This window comes from Soonwooa sp. (assembly GCF_030151385.1).
Lineage (GTDB): Bacteria > Bacteroidota > Bacteroidia > Flavobacteriales > Weeksellaceae > Soonwooa.
Window position 1 is genome coordinate 1 of record NZ_JASLDS010000056.1, and the last position, 17,283, is coordinate 17,283.

At 36.8% G+C, this 17,283-nt stretch carries 15 protein-coding genes and 3 pseudogenes; 14 read left to right on the plus strand and 4 right to left on the minus strand.

Annotated elements, in window-relative coordinates; all coding sequences use genetic code 11:
- The 11 genes and pseudogenes from infC to Q1V95_RS10925 all read left to right on the plus strand — a co-directional run.
- Positions 1-353, plus strand: a 353-nt coding sequence (infC, locus tag Q1V95_RS10875; protein WP_300673692.1) for a translation initiation factor IF-3, incomplete at its 5' end; no start/stop codon positions are given.
- A gap of 773 nt (positions 354-1,126) precedes the next feature.
- Entirely contained in the window at positions 1,127-1,972 is an 846-nt protein-coding gene (locus tag Q1V95_RS10880) for an RteC domain-containing protein (protein ID WP_300673695.1), read from the plus strand.
- A gap of 247 nt (positions 1,973-2,219) precedes the next feature.
- Positions 2,220-2,573 carry a helix-turn-helix domain-containing protein gene (locus tag Q1V95_RS10885; RefSeq protein ID WP_116096980.1) on the plus strand — a complete coding sequence of 118 codons (354 nt, stop codon included), beginning with the start codon at positions 2,220-2,222 and terminating at the stop codon, positions 2,571-2,573.
- Between the two features lie 12 nt (positions 2,574-2,585).
- Positions 2,586-2,894 (plus strand): helix-turn-helix domain-containing protein, encoded by a 309-nt coding sequence (locus Q1V95_RS10890; RefSeq protein ID WP_002978404.1) that lies wholly within the window; start codon positions 2,586-2,588, stop codon positions 2,892-2,894.
- An 85-nt stretch (positions 2,895-2,979) separates the two neighbouring features.
- Entirely contained in the window at positions 2,980-4,440 is a 1,461-nt protein-coding gene (locus Q1V95_RS10895) for a DUF3945 domain-containing protein (RefSeq protein ID WP_300673705.1), read from the plus strand.
- A 6-nt stretch (positions 4,441-4,446) separates the two neighbouring features.
- Positions 4,447-6,540: a type IA DNA topoisomerase gene (locus tag Q1V95_RS10900; RefSeq protein WP_300673708.1), complete on the plus strand. Its 2,094-nt coding sequence runs from the start codon at positions 4,447-4,449 to the stop codon at positions 6,538-6,540.
- Positions 6,530-7,237 (plus strand): annotated as a pseudogene (locus Q1V95_RS10905) (ORF6N domain-containing protein); the annotation flags it as partial. The gene Q1V95_RS10900 and the pseudogene Q1V95_RS10905, both read left to right, overlap by 11 nt.
- A pseudogene (locus Q1V95_RS10910) lies at positions 7,233-7,649 on the plus strand (conjugal transfer protein TraO); the annotation flags it as partial. The pseudogenes Q1V95_RS10905 and Q1V95_RS10910, both read left to right, overlap by 5 nt.
- A 12-nt stretch (positions 7,650-7,661) precedes the next feature.
- The gene (locus Q1V95_RS10915) at positions 7,662-8,111 is read left to right on the plus strand and encodes a DUF3872 domain-containing protein (RefSeq protein WP_074964051.1); all 450 of its coding nucleotides are present in this window, start codon (positions 7,662-7,664) and stop codon (positions 8,109-8,111) included.
- A gap of 102 nt (positions 8,112-8,213) precedes the next feature.
- On the plus strand, positions 8,214-8,486 hold the full coding sequence (locus Q1V95_RS10920; RefSeq protein WP_003002444.1) for a molybdenum ABC transporter permease: 273 nt from the start codon (positions 8,214-8,216) through the stop codon (positions 8,484-8,486).
- A gap of 10 nt (positions 8,487-8,496) precedes the next feature.
- Positions 8,497-9,297, plus strand: a complete 801-nt coding sequence (locus tag Q1V95_RS10925; protein WP_002978276.1) for a TIGR02391 family protein — start codon at positions 8,497-8,499, stop codon at positions 9,295-9,297.
- Positions 9,298-9,336: 39 nt separating this feature from the next.
- Here the strand turns inward: Q1V95_RS10925 and Q1V95_RS10930 are convergent, their stop codons facing one another.
- From Q1V95_RS10930 to Q1V95_RS10945, 4 genes and pseudogenes are all read right to left on the minus strand, one after another.
- Positions 9,337-11,079: a hypothetical protein gene (locus Q1V95_RS10930; RefSeq protein WP_300673725.1), complete on the minus strand. Its 1,743-nt coding sequence runs from the start codon at positions 11,077-11,079 to the stop codon at positions 9,337-9,339.
- Positions 11,080-11,177: 98 nt separating this feature from the next.
- Positions 11,178-12,074, minus strand: a pseudogene (locus tag Q1V95_RS10935) (DUF932 domain-containing protein); the annotation flags it as partial.
- Between the two features lie 44 nt (positions 12,075-12,118).
- On the minus strand, positions 12,119-12,496 hold the full coding sequence (locus tag Q1V95_RS10940) for a single-stranded DNA-binding protein (protein ID WP_300673727.1): 378 nt from the start codon (positions 12,494-12,496) through the stop codon (positions 12,119-12,121).
- Positions 12,497-13,142: 646 nt separating this feature from the next.
- Positions 13,143-14,393, minus strand: a complete 1,251-nt coding sequence (locus tag Q1V95_RS10945; RefSeq protein ID WP_300673732.1) for a site-specific integrase — start codon at positions 14,391-14,393, stop codon at positions 13,143-13,145.
- A 275-nt stretch (positions 14,394-14,668) separates the two neighbouring features.
- Between Q1V95_RS10945 and Q1V95_RS10950 the strand changes: the two genes are divergently transcribed.
- From Q1V95_RS10950 to rpmI, 3 genes are all read left to right on the plus strand, one after another.
- The gene (locus Q1V95_RS10950) at positions 14,669-15,517 is read left to right on the plus strand and encodes a hypothetical protein (RefSeq protein ID WP_300673735.1); all 849 of its coding nucleotides are present in this window, start codon (positions 14,669-14,671) and stop codon (positions 15,515-15,517) included.
- A 33-nt stretch (positions 15,518-15,550) separates the two neighbouring features.
- Positions 15,551-16,702, plus strand: a complete 1,152-nt coding sequence (locus tag Q1V95_RS10955; protein ID WP_300673737.1) for a thiol-activated cytolysin family protein — start codon at positions 15,551-15,553, stop codon at positions 16,700-16,702.
- 448 nt (positions 16,703-17,150) lie between these two features.
- Positions 17,151-17,283 (plus strand): 50S ribosomal protein L35 (gene rpmI, locus Q1V95_RS10960; RefSeq protein WP_300673739.1); only part of this gene is annotated, 133 nt, incomplete at its 3' end.

A 17,283-nucleotide genomic window follows, 5' to 3' on the forward strand; every position in this document is an offset into this window, starting at 1 on the left:
TTGCAAGAGTTCTGGAGTATAAAAAATTCCTTTACGAACAAAAGAAAAAACAAAAAGAACTTAAAGCTAAGCAAGTTAAAGTTGTTGTTAAAGAAATTCGTTTTGGTCCTCAAACCGATGAGCACGATTACGAATTCAAGAAAAAACACGCTGAGAAATTCTTAGAAGAAGGTTCTAAATTGAAAACTTATGTGTTCTTCAAGGGACGTTCAATCATCTTTAAAGACCAAGGTGAGATTTTACTTTTAAAACTTGCTCAAGAACTAGAGCATGTTGGTAAAGTAGATCAATTGCCAAAATTGGAGGGTAAAAGAATGATTATGATGATGAGTCCTAAGAAGCCAGCTAAGTAATTTTCTGTCAAAAGTTCTGTAATCGGTCTATCATTTATCGATTTCAATTAATATAACAACTAAGCAATTTTTAGTTTAGTAAGTTATATGTATATTATAAATCCAACTTTTAGTTGGATTTTTTTTGTTTTTAATGATAGTCATACTTATGCAGTCAACAAGATTTTACACAAGTGCAAGAATTATTTTTAAGCTTAACAGGTTGGACTTTGCGGGTATTTATTGTTGTAATTTATTTTGTGTTAAAAATATTTATGTTTTGGCATTTTTATCAGTGCTTTATTTATGTTTTATCGTTTGTTACGATATTTTAATATGTGTTAAATAATAAAAAGTAAAATTATTCGTTATTTGTTGGGATTAAGAGAATAGTATTCTTGTTTAGTGTTTTATTTAGATGTTATTTTCTTAAATGGAACGTTTTTTGGATGTGTTTTTTTATCTAAAAAAAATTAATATAGTCCAAAGTGACTAATAAAGAAGAGTTTACAAGAGCGGAGAACTCTATCGGTAACGATTTAGTAATGGTGCTTACTGCACTTGCTTTCATTTGATTACCTTGTAAATCATTGATACAAATGTAATAAAAAAATGGGTAAAGACATTAGTGCTTTACCCATTTTTCCGTCCTTTCCTTTTTACTGAAATATCAATAAAAATCTCCCCACTGGGGGTATTCTGTGATATTGGTTTCAATATTATTCCCAAATTTTGACATATCTATAATAGTTGCAACTCCGAAACAATAATGAGAACTTCTAAAAGAATATGCTATGGAAATCGTGTTGAACAAAATTTTATCGGAAATTAAGCATCAGGAAGACAAGCTGTCTTCTAAGATGATGCACACTGCGGATGATGCATATCAAATGACCTTATTCCTGAAAGAAATGCTGTTTACTATAAAGATGAAAGTTTTGCAAACCGGATTTAAAGATGAACAGCAGGAAATCAATTTTTTCAAGAACATTAAACCGCAGATTTTAGGAAAACTAATTTATTATAACAAAGTATTCCGCATCGAAACTACTTGCCCCGTGACCAATGGTAAAATACATCAGAGTTATTATGAGAACCTTTTAAAAACCCTCAAATCAGAATATAAAGAAAGTATTTGCAATGAGGATTTTTACAGGTATTATCGTGCAGGCAGGACAGACCGTGACCACACTTATTTCAGGCTCGGGCAAATCAATTACCACGATGGTTTAAAGAGTGGTGTATTTGAAATAGACCTTAGTTTTTCAACCTATTATGATAATAAGATAGCCCACATTATAGCGAATGAATTGCTTTATACTTATATGCTTACCAAAATCAACCCGGAAGAAAATCCGGATATGATTTTGATAAATGGAGATGCAAACAAAGACATTTCGTGGACAAATTCTCAAAATGCACTTATCGAACTGATATACGCTCTCTATGTTTCAAATTCCATTACGTATGGAAAAATAGGCATCCGAAAATTAGCTTTGATTTTTCAGGTGCTATTCCGAACGCCCTTAAACGATATACATCATTCTTTCCACCGAATGAAAACCAGGGCTGGCTCCCGGACAGCGTTTTTAGACCAACTCAAAATTTCCCTCGAAGAGTATATGGACAAAACCCTTTAGCAATATCGGCGTAGGTTTTAAAAGCAGTACATTTTGTGTACTGCTTTTTTCTTGCCCATATCTGCCAATTGGCAGATATGGGCAAAAACTACTACAAATTAGTCGTAAAACGCTAAAACCCTTATAAAACAAGGGTTTTTCTCATTGCAAAAAAAATTAAAAAAGTGCCAAACCAATGGGTAAGCATTGGCAGATAAACACCACCACACTTCTGAATTTTGTCCTGTGAATATTAAATAATAGTGCTATGAACATTATAACAGTTGACGAAGAAGTGTGGAAGCACCTTAATGAACGGTTGAAAGCCATTAGCGAATATATCCTCAAACTGGAAGATACAAGCTACGATAGCTTATGGCTTAACAATCACGAAGTCTGCCAGTATCTCCACATCAGCGAAAAAACATTGTGGCGTATGCGCACCAACGGGCAGATAGCCTTTTCAAAAATGTATGGGCAGTATTACTATACCATTGGTGCAATAAAAGATATGCTCAACGCTAACGCTGTGCAGACCACCGATGAATATGTGGAGCAGCTTATGGCGAAAGGCAAAAGCTATATCGAGAAAGGCAGAAAACTGAAATCAGATAATCATTAAAAGCGTACCCATATGAATATCGACAAAATGGAATTTGTGGCGTGGATGGAACGCATAATGGACAGGCTTGACATTCTCGGCAACCACATAGACGATTTACAAAAAAAGCGTAACAGCATAGACGGCGAAGAGTTACTGGATAATCAGGACTTATTGCAAATGCTAAAAATCAGTAACCGTTCCCTGCAACGGTATCGCTCCATAGGCAAGCTGCCTTATTATACGATTAGCGGAAAACTGTATTACAAGCTGTCCGATGTGCATCAGTTCATCAGGGAAAGTTTTAACCCGCCTTTGCCCAAACTGGATGCCAATAAGTGACAAATGCTGCCTTTGAGTGCCACTTAAAGCAAATCAGTGAAGGCTTCCTTTACATTCGACCGTGAAATTTTAAAATTTTCAGACTATGAGCGAAGAAACAACAAATAAACAGGAAATGCCCGAACAGCTTTCGGACATCTTACTCGTACTGGATAAAGAGAAAATGAAAATCCAGGCGGTAAAGAGTATAGACGAAAACGGGAAAATGGAAACCGTTGAACCCACCAAGAAAAACCAAAACCAGTTTATGCGTGTGGACAAAGGCGGCGATTTCTTTTCCAACTTCTTTTCCAATTTTTTCAGCCAGTTAAAGAACCCTACAAACTTTACTTTCTTCAAAGTGCCTGCCCCGGTTGCTGCTGAAAAAGCGCAGGAACTGCAAAAGCACGTAGATAAGCCCACTCCACAGGGCGAAAAAGTGCTGAAAGAACACGAAGTAAAAGCAGAACCCCAACCCGATAAAAAACAAGAAAATCAAAATAATATGGCAACAGCACAAACAACAACGGAAGCAAGCGAATACCGCTACAAGCCGGAGCAGATTGATTGGGACACAATGAAGAACCTCGGATTAAGCAAAGAGTATTTTGAAAAAAGAAACTTGCTCGACCCCTTGTTACGAGGTTACAAAACCAATGAGCTTTTACCGATAGGCATTAACCTCGGTGGTTCTATCCTCCGCACGGATGCCCGCCTGTCTTTACAGCAAGCGGAAGACGGCAATGTTATCGTGGCAATACACGGTATCAAAAGAGAACCTAACCTACACTTTGAGTTTTTCGGTCACAAGTTTACGGACGAAGACAAGAAAAACCTGCTCGAAACGGGCAATATGGGGCGTGTGGTTAATTTGGTAAATTCCAAAACAGGCGAACTGATGCCGTCCATTATCAGCATTGACAGGTTGACCAATGACGTGATTGCGCTACGCACGGAGTTTATCAAAATTCCCGATGAAATTAAGGGCGTAAACCTGAATGACGAACAGAAACAAACTTTAATGGAGGGCAAACCACTCTATTTAGAGGATATGATTTCCACTAAGGGAACAGAGTTTTCGGCAACGGTACAATTCAATGCGGATAAGCGATACGTTGAGTTCCTGTTTGACAGAAGCAACAATAATCAGCAGGCGCAAACCAACCAACAGAACACTGGGCAAAGCAATCAGCAAAGCCAACCGCAGGAGGCTCCAAGAACTTTCAGGGGTAAAGAACTGGATGACGAGCAGTACAACAAGTTCAAAGCCGGACAAACCATATACGTTGAACTGAAAGATAAAAAAGACCAACCATATAAGGGTTATATCACTTTCGACAAAGATACCGGAAAGACCAATTTTGAGTTCCCCGGTCAGTATAAAGCACGGGTAGAACCTGCCGAAACCCATAAAACTCAGACTGCCGTCAATTCGGAGGGCAAAACCAATGAAGCGACCAAGAATGTGCAAGAGCCTTTGAAGTCCGGGCAGCAAACACCGAAAAACGAAAAGCAGCAGGAGCAACAGGACAACAAGCCTGCAAAATCCAAAGGCAGAAAAATGTAATACGGTATGAAAACAATCATTGCAGAAAAACCAAGCGTAGCAAGAGAAATAGCCGGACTTGTGGGAGCATCCGATAAAAAGGACGGCTACCTGACAGGTAACGGCTATTTTGTTACGTGGGCATTCGGTCATTTAATAGGACTGGGAATACCCGAAGATTACGGCATTGCGGGATTTGACAAGGCATCCCTGCCGATATTGCCCAACCCGTTTTTATTGACCGTTCGCAAGGTCAAAAAAGACAAGGGCTATGCCGCCGATACTGGCGCATTGAAGCAACTGAAAGTGATTGAGCAGCTTTTTAATAAGAGCAACAGCATCATCGTTGCTACCGATGCAGGTCGTGAGGGCGAACTCATTTTCAGGTACATTTATGAGTACCTGAAATGCAACAAGCCATTTGAACGCCTTTGGATAAGTTCGCTGACCGAAAAGGCAATAAAGCAGGGCTTTGACAATCTTAAAGACGGGGCAGCATTTGACGGACTGTATCAGGCAGCGCAAGGCAGAAGCCGTGCCGACTGGTTGGTGGGCATCAATGCGACGCAGGCATTGAGCATTGCCGCAGGTAATGGTGTTTATTCGCTCGGCAGGGTACAAACACCTACACTGGCCTTGATATGCAAACGCTACCTCGACAATAAGAATTTCGCAGTAAAGAAATACTGGCAGATACAATTAAGCCACAATAAAGCGCAGGTTGATTTCAAAAGTATTTCTGCTACCAAATGGGAAGAAAAGCAACTTGCCGATGATACGCTTAAAACCATTCAGCGTGGCGCAACGGCAACCATTACATCAGTGGAAACAAAAAGTGTTACCGAACAACCGCCCCTGCTTTTTGACCTGACAGGCTTACAAAAGGAAGCCAACAAAAGGCTGAAGTTATCTGCTGAAGCTACGCTCAATATTGCGCAAAGCCTGTACGAAAAGAAGTTTATCACGTATCCACGTACCGGAAGCAAATACATTCCTGAAGATATGTGGGCTGAAATTCCCAACCTTGTGCGGGCTTTGCAAAATCGTGAGGATTGCAAGCAAGCCCTTACCAAAATCAAATGGGGACGGTTTAACAAACGTATCGTGAATGACCTCCGTGTAACGGACCATCACGGTTTTTTGATTACGGATAAAGTGCCGTCTGTACTTAATGCAGACGAAAACAAGATTTACAATATGATTGCGCTTCGTATGCTCGAAGCCATATCGCAAGCCTGTGTTAAGGAAATAACCGATGTATCATTACAGGTATTGCATTACGACTTTACGGCAAAAGGCTGTAAAATTCAGGAAGCGGGTTGGCGTTCCATCAAAGGAAGTTTTACCGATGACGGCGAAGAGCCAGTGCAGGAATTACCTGAACTGCGTAAAGGCGACGAACTTGCCATAAAGGAAGCTGCCGTTTTGGAAAAGCAGACCAAACCGCCAGTGCTTTACACAGAAGCAGGGCTTTTGTTGGCTATGGAAACCGCAGGTAAGGAAATCGAGAACGAAGAAGAGCGCAAAGCCCTCAAAAATATCGGTATCGGTACTCCTGCAACAAGAGCCGCCATTATAGAAACCCTGTTTACCCGTAATTATATCCAACGGGATAAACGTTCTTTAATCCCTACCGAAAAAGGATTGCAGGTGTACGGGCTTGTCAAAGACCGGAAAATCGCTGATGTGGCAATGACCGCAGAATGGGAATTGGCATTGCAGAAAATCGAAAACAACGAAGCGGATGCCGGAGCATTCCAAAAGGAAATGGAAACCTATGCCAAATCCATTACAGATGAATTGCTGCAAACTTCCATTGCAAGCAACAACCAACCCAAACTGACCTGTCCAAAGTGCAAAAGTCAACAGCTCATTATACGTGATAAGATTGTAAAATGCCCTGATGAGGCTTGTAACTGGGTACAGTTCCGTAACGTCTGCGGTATACAAATTAGTATCGAAAATATAACAAGCCTTGTCAATAAAGGCAAAACGGCTTTAATCAAAGGAATGACAAGCAAAGCCGGAAAAAAATTCGATGCTTACATCGTACTGAAAGAAAACGCCGAAAGCTCTTTTGAGTTTGAGAAAAACAAATGCAGTAAACGCAATGGAAAATAAACCGTCAATCGTACCCAAAGAAATTAGGAACTTGATTTATACTATCCGGGGCAAACAGGTGATGTTGGATAGCGACCTCGCTGCCTTATACCAGGTGGAAACAAAGAACCTGAACAAAGCTGTTAAAAGAAATATTGAGCGTTTTCCTGTATCATTCTGCTTTCAACTGACCGAAGAGGAAGCCCATAACTTGAGGTTCCAAATTGGAACCACAAGTTTAAATTACGGCGGCAGACGTTATTTACCCTATGTTTTTACCGAACAAGGTGTTGCAATGGCATCTGCCATACTCCGTTCGGATATAGCTGTTAAAATGAGTGTGGAAATAATGGAAGCCTTTGTAGAAATGCGGCGTATACTTATCAGCAATGCTTCTTTGTTTCATCGTTTGGATAATATTGAGTTAAAGCAATTGGAAGCCGACCAAAAATTTGAAGAGATTTTTAAGGCTTTGGAAAGCGACAAGCTGCACAGCGAAAAAGGCATTTTTTACAACGGACAAATCTTTGATGCCTACGCCTTTGTTTCAGATATTATCCGAAGTGCCAAAAGTTCTATTATTCTGCTTGATAATTATGTGGATGATACGGTGCTTACAGTGTTAGGTAAGCGTAAGGCTAATGTGACGGCTACAATCCTTACCAAAAACATCAGCAACCAGTTACGGTTAGACTTACAACGCTACAATAGCCAATATCGGAATGACCGTGAACGGTAAAAACGGGAACTACCAGCTTTGGGCATTGGAATACACGCACCAATACCACAATTATAAAGACCTCCGCATACCGCAGGAAACTTATACTGCCGAAGGCGGTTACAGTTTCTTTCTGTTGGGTGATGCCCGTAAAAACATCACACTGAACTTCGGAATAACAGGTGTGGTCGGTTATGAAAGCATCAATCGTGGCGAAGCGATGTTGTATGACGGAGCAAAGATTTTGAGCGAGGATAACTTCATCTACGGAGCTGGTGGACGGCTCACTCTTGAAACATATCTATCAGACCGTTTTGTTTTAATCCTGCAAGGACGCACAAAAGTATTTTGGGGTACGGACTTAGAGCAATTCCGACCATCCGCAGGTGTGGGATTAAGGTTTAATTTTTAAAAACTTAAAACAATGATAGCAATATTTAATAAATTCAGAATAGGATTAGTGCCGATATATGTAATGCTGGCAATCCTAACAGCTTCGGTAACTTTAGTATCTTGTAGTAAAGATGATGAACTCGAAATACAGAACGATTTTCCTTTCGAGGTAAACGTGATGCCAGTTCCAAAAGATGTAGCCAATGGACAAACGGTAGAAATACGCATTGCCATACAGCGAACAGGCAATTACAGCAACACACAGTATTTTCTTCGCTATTTCCAATTTGACGGACAAGGCACATTGCGGTATTACGATGAGCAACCATATTTACCGAACGATTTATACCCATTACCCACAGAGCAATTTCGGTTGTACTATACTTCAACATCTGCCGTTTCGCAATCCTTTGATGTTTGGATTTCGGACAGCTTTGGAAATGAAAAACAGATAAGTTTTCAGTTTAATAGTGCTGATTAAAAACAATGAAATCCTGCCACAAAAAGCAGGATTTCTCTTTTTAAGGGATATTAAAACTGTTTTTTTTTGTAAATTTAAAAAGTAGATTTTAAGTGTTTTGTTATGGTCGCATCATTGGTTATAGGAATAATATTTTTGATTGCAGGTTTAGGACTTCGCTATTGGCTTAACCGACGAAAGTTTTACAGGCGTGGTCCGATGGGAGCCGAAGGTTTTTCATCTTATGAAAGTTCGGTTTTCATTAAATTTATTGAAAAGGTTGGTAAATGGATAGCTTATGGATTGATTATATTTGGACTTTTATCACTTTGGGTTTATTCTCGTGAGAAAAAAGATAGGGAAATCCAAAACATGGAAATCCAGAAACAGAATTAATCATTTTTAAATGACAAAATCCTTTGATGACATAACCTTGCGAAATATATCTGACATTATATCAAATCTATTAACGCATACAAAAATCACAGAACATTTAGCTGGTGCTAATATTTCTCAATCGCAAATTGGTACAAACAAAACCGACAGACTTTTTTATGCATTAAAAGAAAAGCAAATACAAGACAATTGTGGAAATAATGTATTGGCATTTGTAGTTAGGTTATTAAATCCTAAAAGATATAATTCCGAAGACGAATTTGAAAGAGACAGAACAACTATCAATGAAAAATTAGTTTACGAAGGGATAGAAATTGATAAAACCGGACAACCCCGACTAGTTGAAAAGGCTAAAACCATTTCAGAAGCTAAAAGCAGGTCACTTAAAATCAAAGAAAAAGTACACGGTATCGGAGTTCATTCAGAAATTTTACCATACTGCGAAGCCGAATGGCTGAAAGAAAATTATTTTCACTCTATACTAGAAATCACAAAAAGTGTTGCGGAAAGACTTAGGCAGAAAAGTGGCTATACTTCAGATGGAGCAGATCTGGTTGATGATTGTTTTGCTTTAGGAAAAGACAAAAGACCTATGCTTGCTTTTAATATGCTGAATAATCCAAGCGAAGAAAGTGAGCATAAGGGTTTCGGCAACTTCTGTAAAGGATTTTTTTCTATGTACCGAAATCCAAAAGCGCATAACCCGAAAATATTAGAAGACACTCAACTTTCAGAAATGACTGAAGTATTGGTTGTAGCTACAATTATTCATAACAAACTTGATAACACTTACAAAACAGGACTTAAATAGCGCAAATCGGATAACCCAAAAGTTATCCGATTTTTTAACTTACAAATCGGTGCATATAAAAGATGAGAGTTTTAGAGGTAAATAAATTTCGTCTGGACTGTGTTTTATGTAATCTTCTTTATCATAGTCCCACATAAAGCCAGGTCTGATTAAAGTAAAATCGTTTGTTTTATTTACGTACTGAACGTAGCTATAACCCCAAGGCGATTTGTAAATAATTTGCCCGTTAACTGCTGATGTATCAAAGTTCTTATCTTCAATCTGTTCAATCACTTTTATAAACGAAGGACATAGTCTTTCGTAAAATATCTCTAAGTTTTTTTCAAATCCTTTTGTCCTGTTTTTCAACTCAGAAATTCTAATATTAATTTTGGATTTTAATTCTACAAAATTGCTATTGAAATCATCTACATTCCTACAACCTAAATAATGAAGTGCATTTAAAGCCATAGTAAAAAAGTAATGTAATTCATCATCTTTCCATCGATTGTTAATTAAGCAAACAATTGTATTTATGAGTGCCTCTTTTTTTAGTTCCTCGATTTTCTTTTTTGTATAGTCAAATTCATACGCTTTAAATCCGCTTCTTGCCAGCATCAAAAAGTCGCCAATTAAGTTTAAACAACAACCCTTTACATTGTTATTGTCATAATCGTCTACAAATGGTAAATAACTGAAAAAATGGTGCGTGTCTTGTTCGTCATACTTTGCAGATTTCCCTCCGTATTCACTTATCAACTCAAGAGCGATTAAATATTTAGTCAAATCTGTAAGTGTAGGCCTATATGTTTTTGGTCGACTATTCCCATAGAGAATTTCTTGTTGGTAATTGTAAAGGTTATCAAAGTAGTTCATCAACTTTCTTTTTTCAGATTTAAGCATGACAAAGGAGAGGTTACGAACCGTTGCCACTTCTCCTTCCTCATTTCCATTTATGTTGCCTAAATCGTCTTCTTGCTCATCAATACTTATATCAGCTTTTTTATTTGTTGAAATTCCATTTAAATTGATGAACTTCAAAACATCTAAAACACGTAGGGAAAGAGAAGAGAGTAGAAGGTTTTTTTCAAATCCAGAATTTTCTATTGCTTTATAGGAAGAGAGATCGTAAAGTTTTTCAGGTTCTTTGTCATCATTCAACTTTGTAAACGTGTTTCTTCTGCTATCTAAAAAGCTGGCTCCTGTCTCATTTTCTGTTTCGTCAAAGATGGCGTAATGCAACAAGTCAAGAACTTTACTTAGTTCGCCATTTTGAATTTCGCTATAAATTTTCTCAATTTCCTCTGTTTTTGGGTTAGGATGCGTTTTCGCCAAAAGGAAATAATCGGAAATTAATAGTTTATTTGAGATAATCCCATCATTAACATTTGTCAATTGCACATATAGGAAACTGCCTAATTCTAAATTGACTGTTATTTTTAGCTCTTTCGCATAATTTGAGAAAGTTTTGGAATACAAAAATCGGTTTTGTTTATCGAAGAAAACAACCTTGAATTCATCGGTATAAGTTCCAGTGGAATGAAGTATAAATTCATCATAAATCAACTCTGCACAAAGCAACTGTACTTTAAATTGATTGTTCTTGATTATAGTTTCATAAATTGACTGATTTGTAGTCGCTGTAAATTCATCAAGGCTTTTACTATTGCTTGTTTTCAGTTTTATGCCTAATTGGTTTAATAATCCACCTTTTTCTGACTGAATAAGAAGTGAAACTTCTGCATTTGAATTTTTGCCCAATAATCCCAATCCTGCAGGTGTAATATTGGCACTACCGAACAAGCAAAACTCTTTTCCATTTTTTGTCTTGAAATGAATAATCTTCCCGTGAAGTTTTGATTTTGAGTTTCCAGATTTTGCATATTGGATTTTGCTTACGCCAAAGTGCCTTTTGTTGTGTCCATTTGCTGGGTGTCGCTAATCATTGCATATGCAAAAGCATCTTCAACGGTATTTTTAAAAAGGGTTGAAATTTCATCTTCCGCACCTTTTTTGATTAAATCAAAGGTTTCCTTATTCGGGCAAAGTGCCAATTGGATTAGCTTTTTAACCTCTCGGTCTGTTACCTTTACTTTTGCCCATTCATTGAAAATTCCCTCTAATTGGTTGCTCAATGTGTTGGCAAGTCCCATAATCTTGTGAGCGTTCTCGATACGTCCTTTTGCTCCCGAAGTGTGTTTGATACGGACAACATTAGTCATACTGCGTAATGAAGCGTTTAAGGTATTTTGACAAACAATTCTGATAGGCGTGAATGCGGCTGTGATACTTCCGCTACCATCGTGAGAAGTGGTTAGGAAAATGTACTTTTCCGTAACATCATCGCCATTACCTACACGAATATAATCGGGCAATTTGGCTGTGATGAAAATACGTTCTCCGTTGCCTAATGCTCCTGCGGTTTCGTACAGAATACCATCGCTACCGCCTACAATAGCATCAAAGAAATTAAAGGCTTCACGGTTTTGTACGATATGGTAATCCTTACCGACTACGCCCAATACGGCATTGTTATCGGTGCGTATGTTGGCAAAATAGTTAGGTACTTCCAATTCGCTACTGCCTATCTCTATGTCGTTAGCCGTTTCGATAATGCCCGAACCTTTGGTAAAAAGTGGGGATTTTACGACTTCGTAATCTAACCCTGCGTGTTTGATAGCTTCCTCGCTTGTCGGGTATTGCTCCACGATTTGCCCCAAGTTGTGCCACGCTTTTTGTTGTACGCTAAAAAATGAATAACGTCCTGTTCTCTCGTTGAAATTGATATTATGTGCCATAATGCTTAAAATTTTGATATTAAAAAATGGTTGAATGTTCTTGATTAAAATGGGAGGTCGTCTTCTGCCTGATTGTTGTTTGTGTTTGTGGTAGCTTGTGCCGTTTCCGATTTTTTGCCACCTCCGTGCAATTTGATTTGAGAGGTATGGAAATTCAGTCCTGCTCTTGGTTCTCCATCATTACCTGTCCACGCTCTTGTGCTTACTCGTCCCGATAGTTCTACCAAAGTGCCTTTTGTGAGTAGCTTGGCTACATTCGGGGTTATCCAATAGGAGCAGTCGAAATAGGTTGTTTGCTCTATGCGTTCGCCTTGCTTGTTACGGTAGCTGTCGTTGGTCGCTACTGAAAAATTTACTACTTGTTTGTCCTGTGACGTTGTGCGTACTTCCGCATCCCTTGTCAGTCTTCCTGTGATGTTCATATCCCTTAATTTTTAGTTATTTATTTTTATTTTTTTAGATTTATTCGGCAATGAGAGGAGGTGCTGTTTCGTTTCATTACCATTTCCAATGTTTTTAATCTTCATATCTGACATTTTTTTTATTCGTTTAAAGAGCCGGAGTATGCTATGTTTCGTTTCACGAGCATAAAAGGTTCGTGTTTAGCATCACCAAGGTTTTGAAAAAAAATACTACCCAACGGGTGGAGATTATTTTCCAAACTTGCTTGACCTTTGTGATGCGTTAAGAACACGGAAATACCTTTGCTCTTGAAATGGGACAAAAAAGCATACGGGTCTTTGGATAAAAATGAATGTGGAAGCCAAGAAGATGGCATTGAGAAATGGTTTACAGTGAATTGAAATAACACTTCCAATTCGCTGAATTTTTAAAACACTTTTTTAAAGCGGCGGGGCTATCAAAGCCACACTAACAGAGGATTAGAAAATGTATTTGTGTGGGAGGCGTAGATGGCAACATTTTTTAATCTTCTGTTCCAGAATTAGCCAAAAGCTCTTTTACAGAAAGGGAATAGCAGAGCGAAGTAAATGTGCTTTGGCTATAAAATATGGGCATAAAAAAAGCAGAACCGTTAAGTTCTGCTCGTAATTATCAAATTGTGATTAACTATATGACCTGTAAAAACGCTTCTTCAATCTCCTTAAATTTAGGAGCTACCAAATCCATATCCTTACTAATCTTTTGGCTGGTAATTTTAGCATAAATCTGTGTAGTTGAAATGTTTTTATGTCCCATCATTTTGCTAAGGCTTTCAAGAGGTACGCCTTCGGTCAAAAACATCGTTCCAAATGTGTGTCTTGCGGTGTGAAAAGTTACTTTTTGTTCTGTAATAATTTCAGCTTTTTCAATTAATTTGCCAATGTGAGTATTGCAGGTTACATTAGTTGGAACTGGAAAGATAAACTCATTACGAGTGCTACCGAGGTATTTTTCTATAATACGTTTTGGGATTTCCATTAACCGAACATTAGAAGCAATATCTGATTTTTTTCTTCTGCTGATGATCCATTGATGGCCATCGAAGAAAGACTGAATATTGTTCCTTGTTAGTTTTTTAATATCCGCATAAGCAAGTCCGGTAAAACAACTGAAAATAAAAAGATCTTTCACAAGCTCATACCGTGGGTGGGGCGGTGCACACATCATCAGTTTTTCTACATCTTCTTTAAGAATATAACCCCTGTCGGTTTCTTCCATATTGATTTCATAATCTTGAAATGGATTATCACGGATCAAACCTTTTTTTATAGCCAATTCCACCAGACTTAGCACGGGCATAGTGTAAACCCAAACCGTATTATGTGTAGATTGTAAATCGTACCGAAGATAAAAATCAAATTCCCTAATAAAATCTCCAGTCAATTCCCGAAAAGCCATATCATCACGATGATAGCGTTCTTTAATAAAAGCGGTAAGATGATTATAAACTGTGATGTACTTGTTGTAGGTGCTTTGTGAACGTTCTTCCTTGTCAACCAATTTTTTAAAATCCTCATTTTTATCATTGAAGACTTTTAGAATTGCATCATCCATTACACCAACACCCAAGAATGAAAGCTTTACTTTTTGAGAAGTAGCAAAGCCCTCGTGTTTCAGCATATCTTCATAAATTTTGTCGATACGCCCACGTATGTTATCCAATTTTTTATTAATATTTAAAGCTGTTGCGCTTTTGCCCTCAACTCTTCCATATTTTAGATCCCAATTGCTAGGATCAATTTCTAACTTTGTCCCAAAAGTTTTAGGTGCTCCATCAATGGTAATACGAGCCATAATTGGAGCGTTACCATTTTTTTTCAGTTCGTTCTTTTTCAAGTAGAAAAGCAGTTTGAACGTTGATTTTTTTGTCTGCGTCATAACTCAAATGTTTAATGTTTAAAATTAATTTACATTGAGTTACAAGGAAATATAAAAATAAGTGCAAAACACTGAAATATAACCGTTTAAACTAATAAGAAACCTCTATTAATCGGTAACGAATTAGTAACTTAACTTTGTCATTTCAAGCCCAAAACCTATCAGACACCGAGTTCCAAATAAAGACTACTTCTTTATAAAACATTGTATAGCAACGGATTTAATCGTTTTGCTTACTTTTGCTTTTTACTAATCTTTTTAAGGAAAAATAAAAAATGAATAGAAAAAGTATTTTTGTTTCAGCAACTTTGTTGCTTTTGACACTTTCATGTAGTAGTAACGATAATGATGACTCTACATCTCCTAACAACCAAAAAAATGATCTTAGTATAAAAATTGATTTTGTTGGAAGTTCAACAGCTTCAGATTTGACCAATGTACAAGTTGGCGATACCTTAACCTTTAAGTATAGAATTACTTCCAATTTTACTGCACCTTATTATTACATTACGCCTCAAACTTCCGAAGTAGCCAAGCATCAAAGAATTAATGATGATTTCGAATTGTATTTTGAAAAAACAAAATATTCTGAGATAACTACTCCCAAGAAGGAGGGCGAATTCAAAATGTTTATCAAGAAACCTGGTAACTTTCAAAACAAATTTTCTATAAAAAGTATTAAAGACAATTCGACTGATGTAGTGGGAACCAATGATGGCGATATTTTGTTCAATGCGGTTAAAATTAATGCCTATAGTTACACAAGAAAGACGAAAGACGATGGTCTATTTAGTCATTCTGAATGGAACTATTATAATAAATTATACATTGATACGGGCAATCAGGAGAATGATAATTACCTAAATAATGTTCCGTTTTCGGCTAAGTTTAGCTTTGTAGATAATGCATTTTCGGGTCTTAAACAAAAGCAAAGTCTTGATTTTTATGATATGCAGCATTATAAAGGAGGTAGCAGTGCGTCAGTTAGACCAGATAAAATTGACAAACTGACTTTTAAAAAGCAAATAAATAATCAAATTGTTACTGTCGAATATAATAACATTCCTGTCGTGTACCAAGGACAGCAAGATGCTTGGGGTGATGATGGTAAAAACAATTGGTAGATATTAATAAACAAATAAAAATAAAGTAGAAAAATGATGAAAGCGAATTTTTTTAGAATGCCAATTTCGGCAGCGGTTATTGCAATAGGTTTAATCTCTTGTAATCGTGATGATGCCAGTGGCAGCAGTGGAAACTTAAACAATGTACAATCTGTAAAGTTTTCGACAAAACCAGATCAGGAAGTTTCTGCAGAGTTTACTGGAAATACGGCAGTAATAAATGGTGTGCCAAAGAAAGAATATCTGGTTACTACAGAGAAGTCAGATGCTGTTATGAAGCCAGCTTTGATACGTGAATCTCCAATTGAGACGACTATGCTTTATCCTGGAAGTATCCTTCAAGGAGAAAGTTTTATGACTGGTGGCTATGACCCATTAGTACTTAGTAATCCTTTCAAACCAGTTGATCTTTTCTTAACAATCAAAGGATCTAGTAAGGTAGCTGTAAAATCTGTGATGCCAAAAGGTAGTACGATCTTCCAAGCATTGTCTGATTTGCAAATTGGAAATGCAGGTTACTTTCCGCTAGAATATGTACCTGCTAATTATACTTTCGAAAGTACTGAGATTAACAACGAAGAAAGTTTTACAAAAGCAACAGAGGTACATGCGAAAGCTAATTTTGCGAAAATCGTTTCTGCCTCTTTTGACTTTACCAACAGTCAAACAACAGTTAATAACAGAAAGTTTGTGATGGTGAAGCTTTCGCAAAATGTGTATTCTGCTGGTATCGATCCAAAATATCAAACAGATTGGATTGACGGCGATATCCAAGCAAGTCAAGTTGGTAAATATGAGCCGTTATACATCAGTAGTGTTGATTATGGTCGTATGGCTTATATCCTAATAGAAACGGAAAAGAAAAGTGACGAAGTGAACAAAATGGTAAAAGCTTCCGTGGAATTTGGAATCGGAAAAATTGGAGGTAGTGCAAACACTTCTTATAATACAGAATTTAAAAACCTTTTCACATCTAATAAGATTAAAGTATCGATTCTTGGAGGTAGTGCAAATACCATTATCACTGATTACGATGGTTTTATGAATTATCTAAAACTAGAAAATTCTGCTAACTCTTTAATTTCTTCTTCAGCACCAATTTCGTACACTGTAAGACGAATTAAAGACAATACTCAAGTCGAAATTGTTAACCAATACAAAGATGTAAAAAGAGAATACAGATAATTTCTTATATACTTTTGAACTAAGAGCCTGTTTAAAAATTTTACCGAAATATATTTTTGACCTATTCAGAACTTCTTTGATAAATTTTAATGCTCTTTTAAGCCAATTTTTCACTTCTCATTTTTGATTTAGCTCGCTAAATCTTCAAATATGAAATAAAAAATTTATCTCAAAATAGCTATGAAAATTTTATCAATAAAATTTAAACAAGCTCTAAATTATAAGGCTGGATTTTAATAATCTAGCCTTGTTTTATAATAAATATTGAATCACAATACATTGTCTTAAAAGTTATTTTTTTGTTTAAAAAAGAACGAATTCTTAAGATTTTTAAATTAGAATTTTTTTGTCATCAGAATTTTGACAAGCTGTTACTCTAGATTGCGTAAAAATTTGTATATTTGCAAACTTGAAACGATATTGATAACAAAATATAAAACGCAGAACAATGCCAAAATTAAAAACTAAATCAGGTGCTAAAAAGCGTTTTGCTCTTACTGGTACTGGTAAGATCAAAAGAAAAAATGCTTTCAAAAGCCACATCTTAACAAAGAAAGAAACTAAGCAAAAGAGAAATCTTA

What these genes read in the sequence shown, in the direction of transcription:
- Q1V95_RS10940 (WP_300673727.1), bottom strand. Translation starts at nt 12,496, where the DNA reads ATGAACATCACAGGAAGACTGACAAGGGATGCGGAAGTACGCACAACG.
- Q1V95_RS10890 (WP_002978404.1), top strand. Translation starts at nt 2,586, where the DNA reads ATGAATATCGACAAAATGGAATTTGTGGCGTGGATGGAACGCATAATG.
- Q1V95_RS10920 (WP_003002444.1), top strand. Translation starts at nt 8,214, where the DNA reads ATGGTCGCATCATTGGTTATAGGAATAATATTTTTGATTGCAGGTTTA.
- Q1V95_RS10880 (WP_300673695.1), top strand. Translation starts at nt 1,127, where the DNA reads ATGGAAATCGTGTTGAACAAAATTTTATCGGAAATTAAGCATCAGGAA.
- Q1V95_RS10915 (WP_074964051.1), top strand. Translation starts at nt 7,662, where the DNA reads ATGATAGCAATATTTAATAAATTCAGAATAGGATTAGTGCCGATATAT.
- Q1V95_RS10950 (WP_300673735.1), top strand. Translation starts at nt 14,669, where the DNA reads ATGAATAGAAAAAGTATTTTTGTTTCAGCAACTTTGTTGCTTTTGACA.
- Q1V95_RS10895 (WP_300673705.1), top strand. Translation starts at nt 2,980, where the DNA reads ATGAGCGAAGAAACAACAAATAAACAGGAAATGCCCGAACAGCTTTCG.
- Q1V95_RS10925 (WP_002978276.1), top strand. Translation starts at nt 8,497, where the DNA reads ATGACAAAATCCTTTGATGACATAACCTTGCGAAATATATCTGACATT.
- Q1V95_RS10885 (WP_116096980.1), top strand. Translation starts at nt 2,220, where the DNA reads ATGAACATTATAACAGTTGACGAAGAAGTGTGGAAGCACCTTAATGAA.
- Q1V95_RS10955 (WP_300673737.1), top strand. Translation starts at nt 15,551, where the DNA reads ATGATGAAAGCGAATTTTTTTAGAATGCCAATTTCGGCAGCGGTTATT.
- Q1V95_RS10945 (WP_300673732.1), bottom strand. Translation starts at nt 14,393, where the DNA reads ATGACGCAGACAAAAAAATCAACGTTCAAACTGCTTTTCTACTTGAAA.
- Q1V95_RS10900 (WP_300673708.1), top strand. Translation starts at nt 4,447, where the DNA reads ATGAAAACAATCATTGCAGAAAAACCAAGCGTAGCAAGAGAAATAGCC.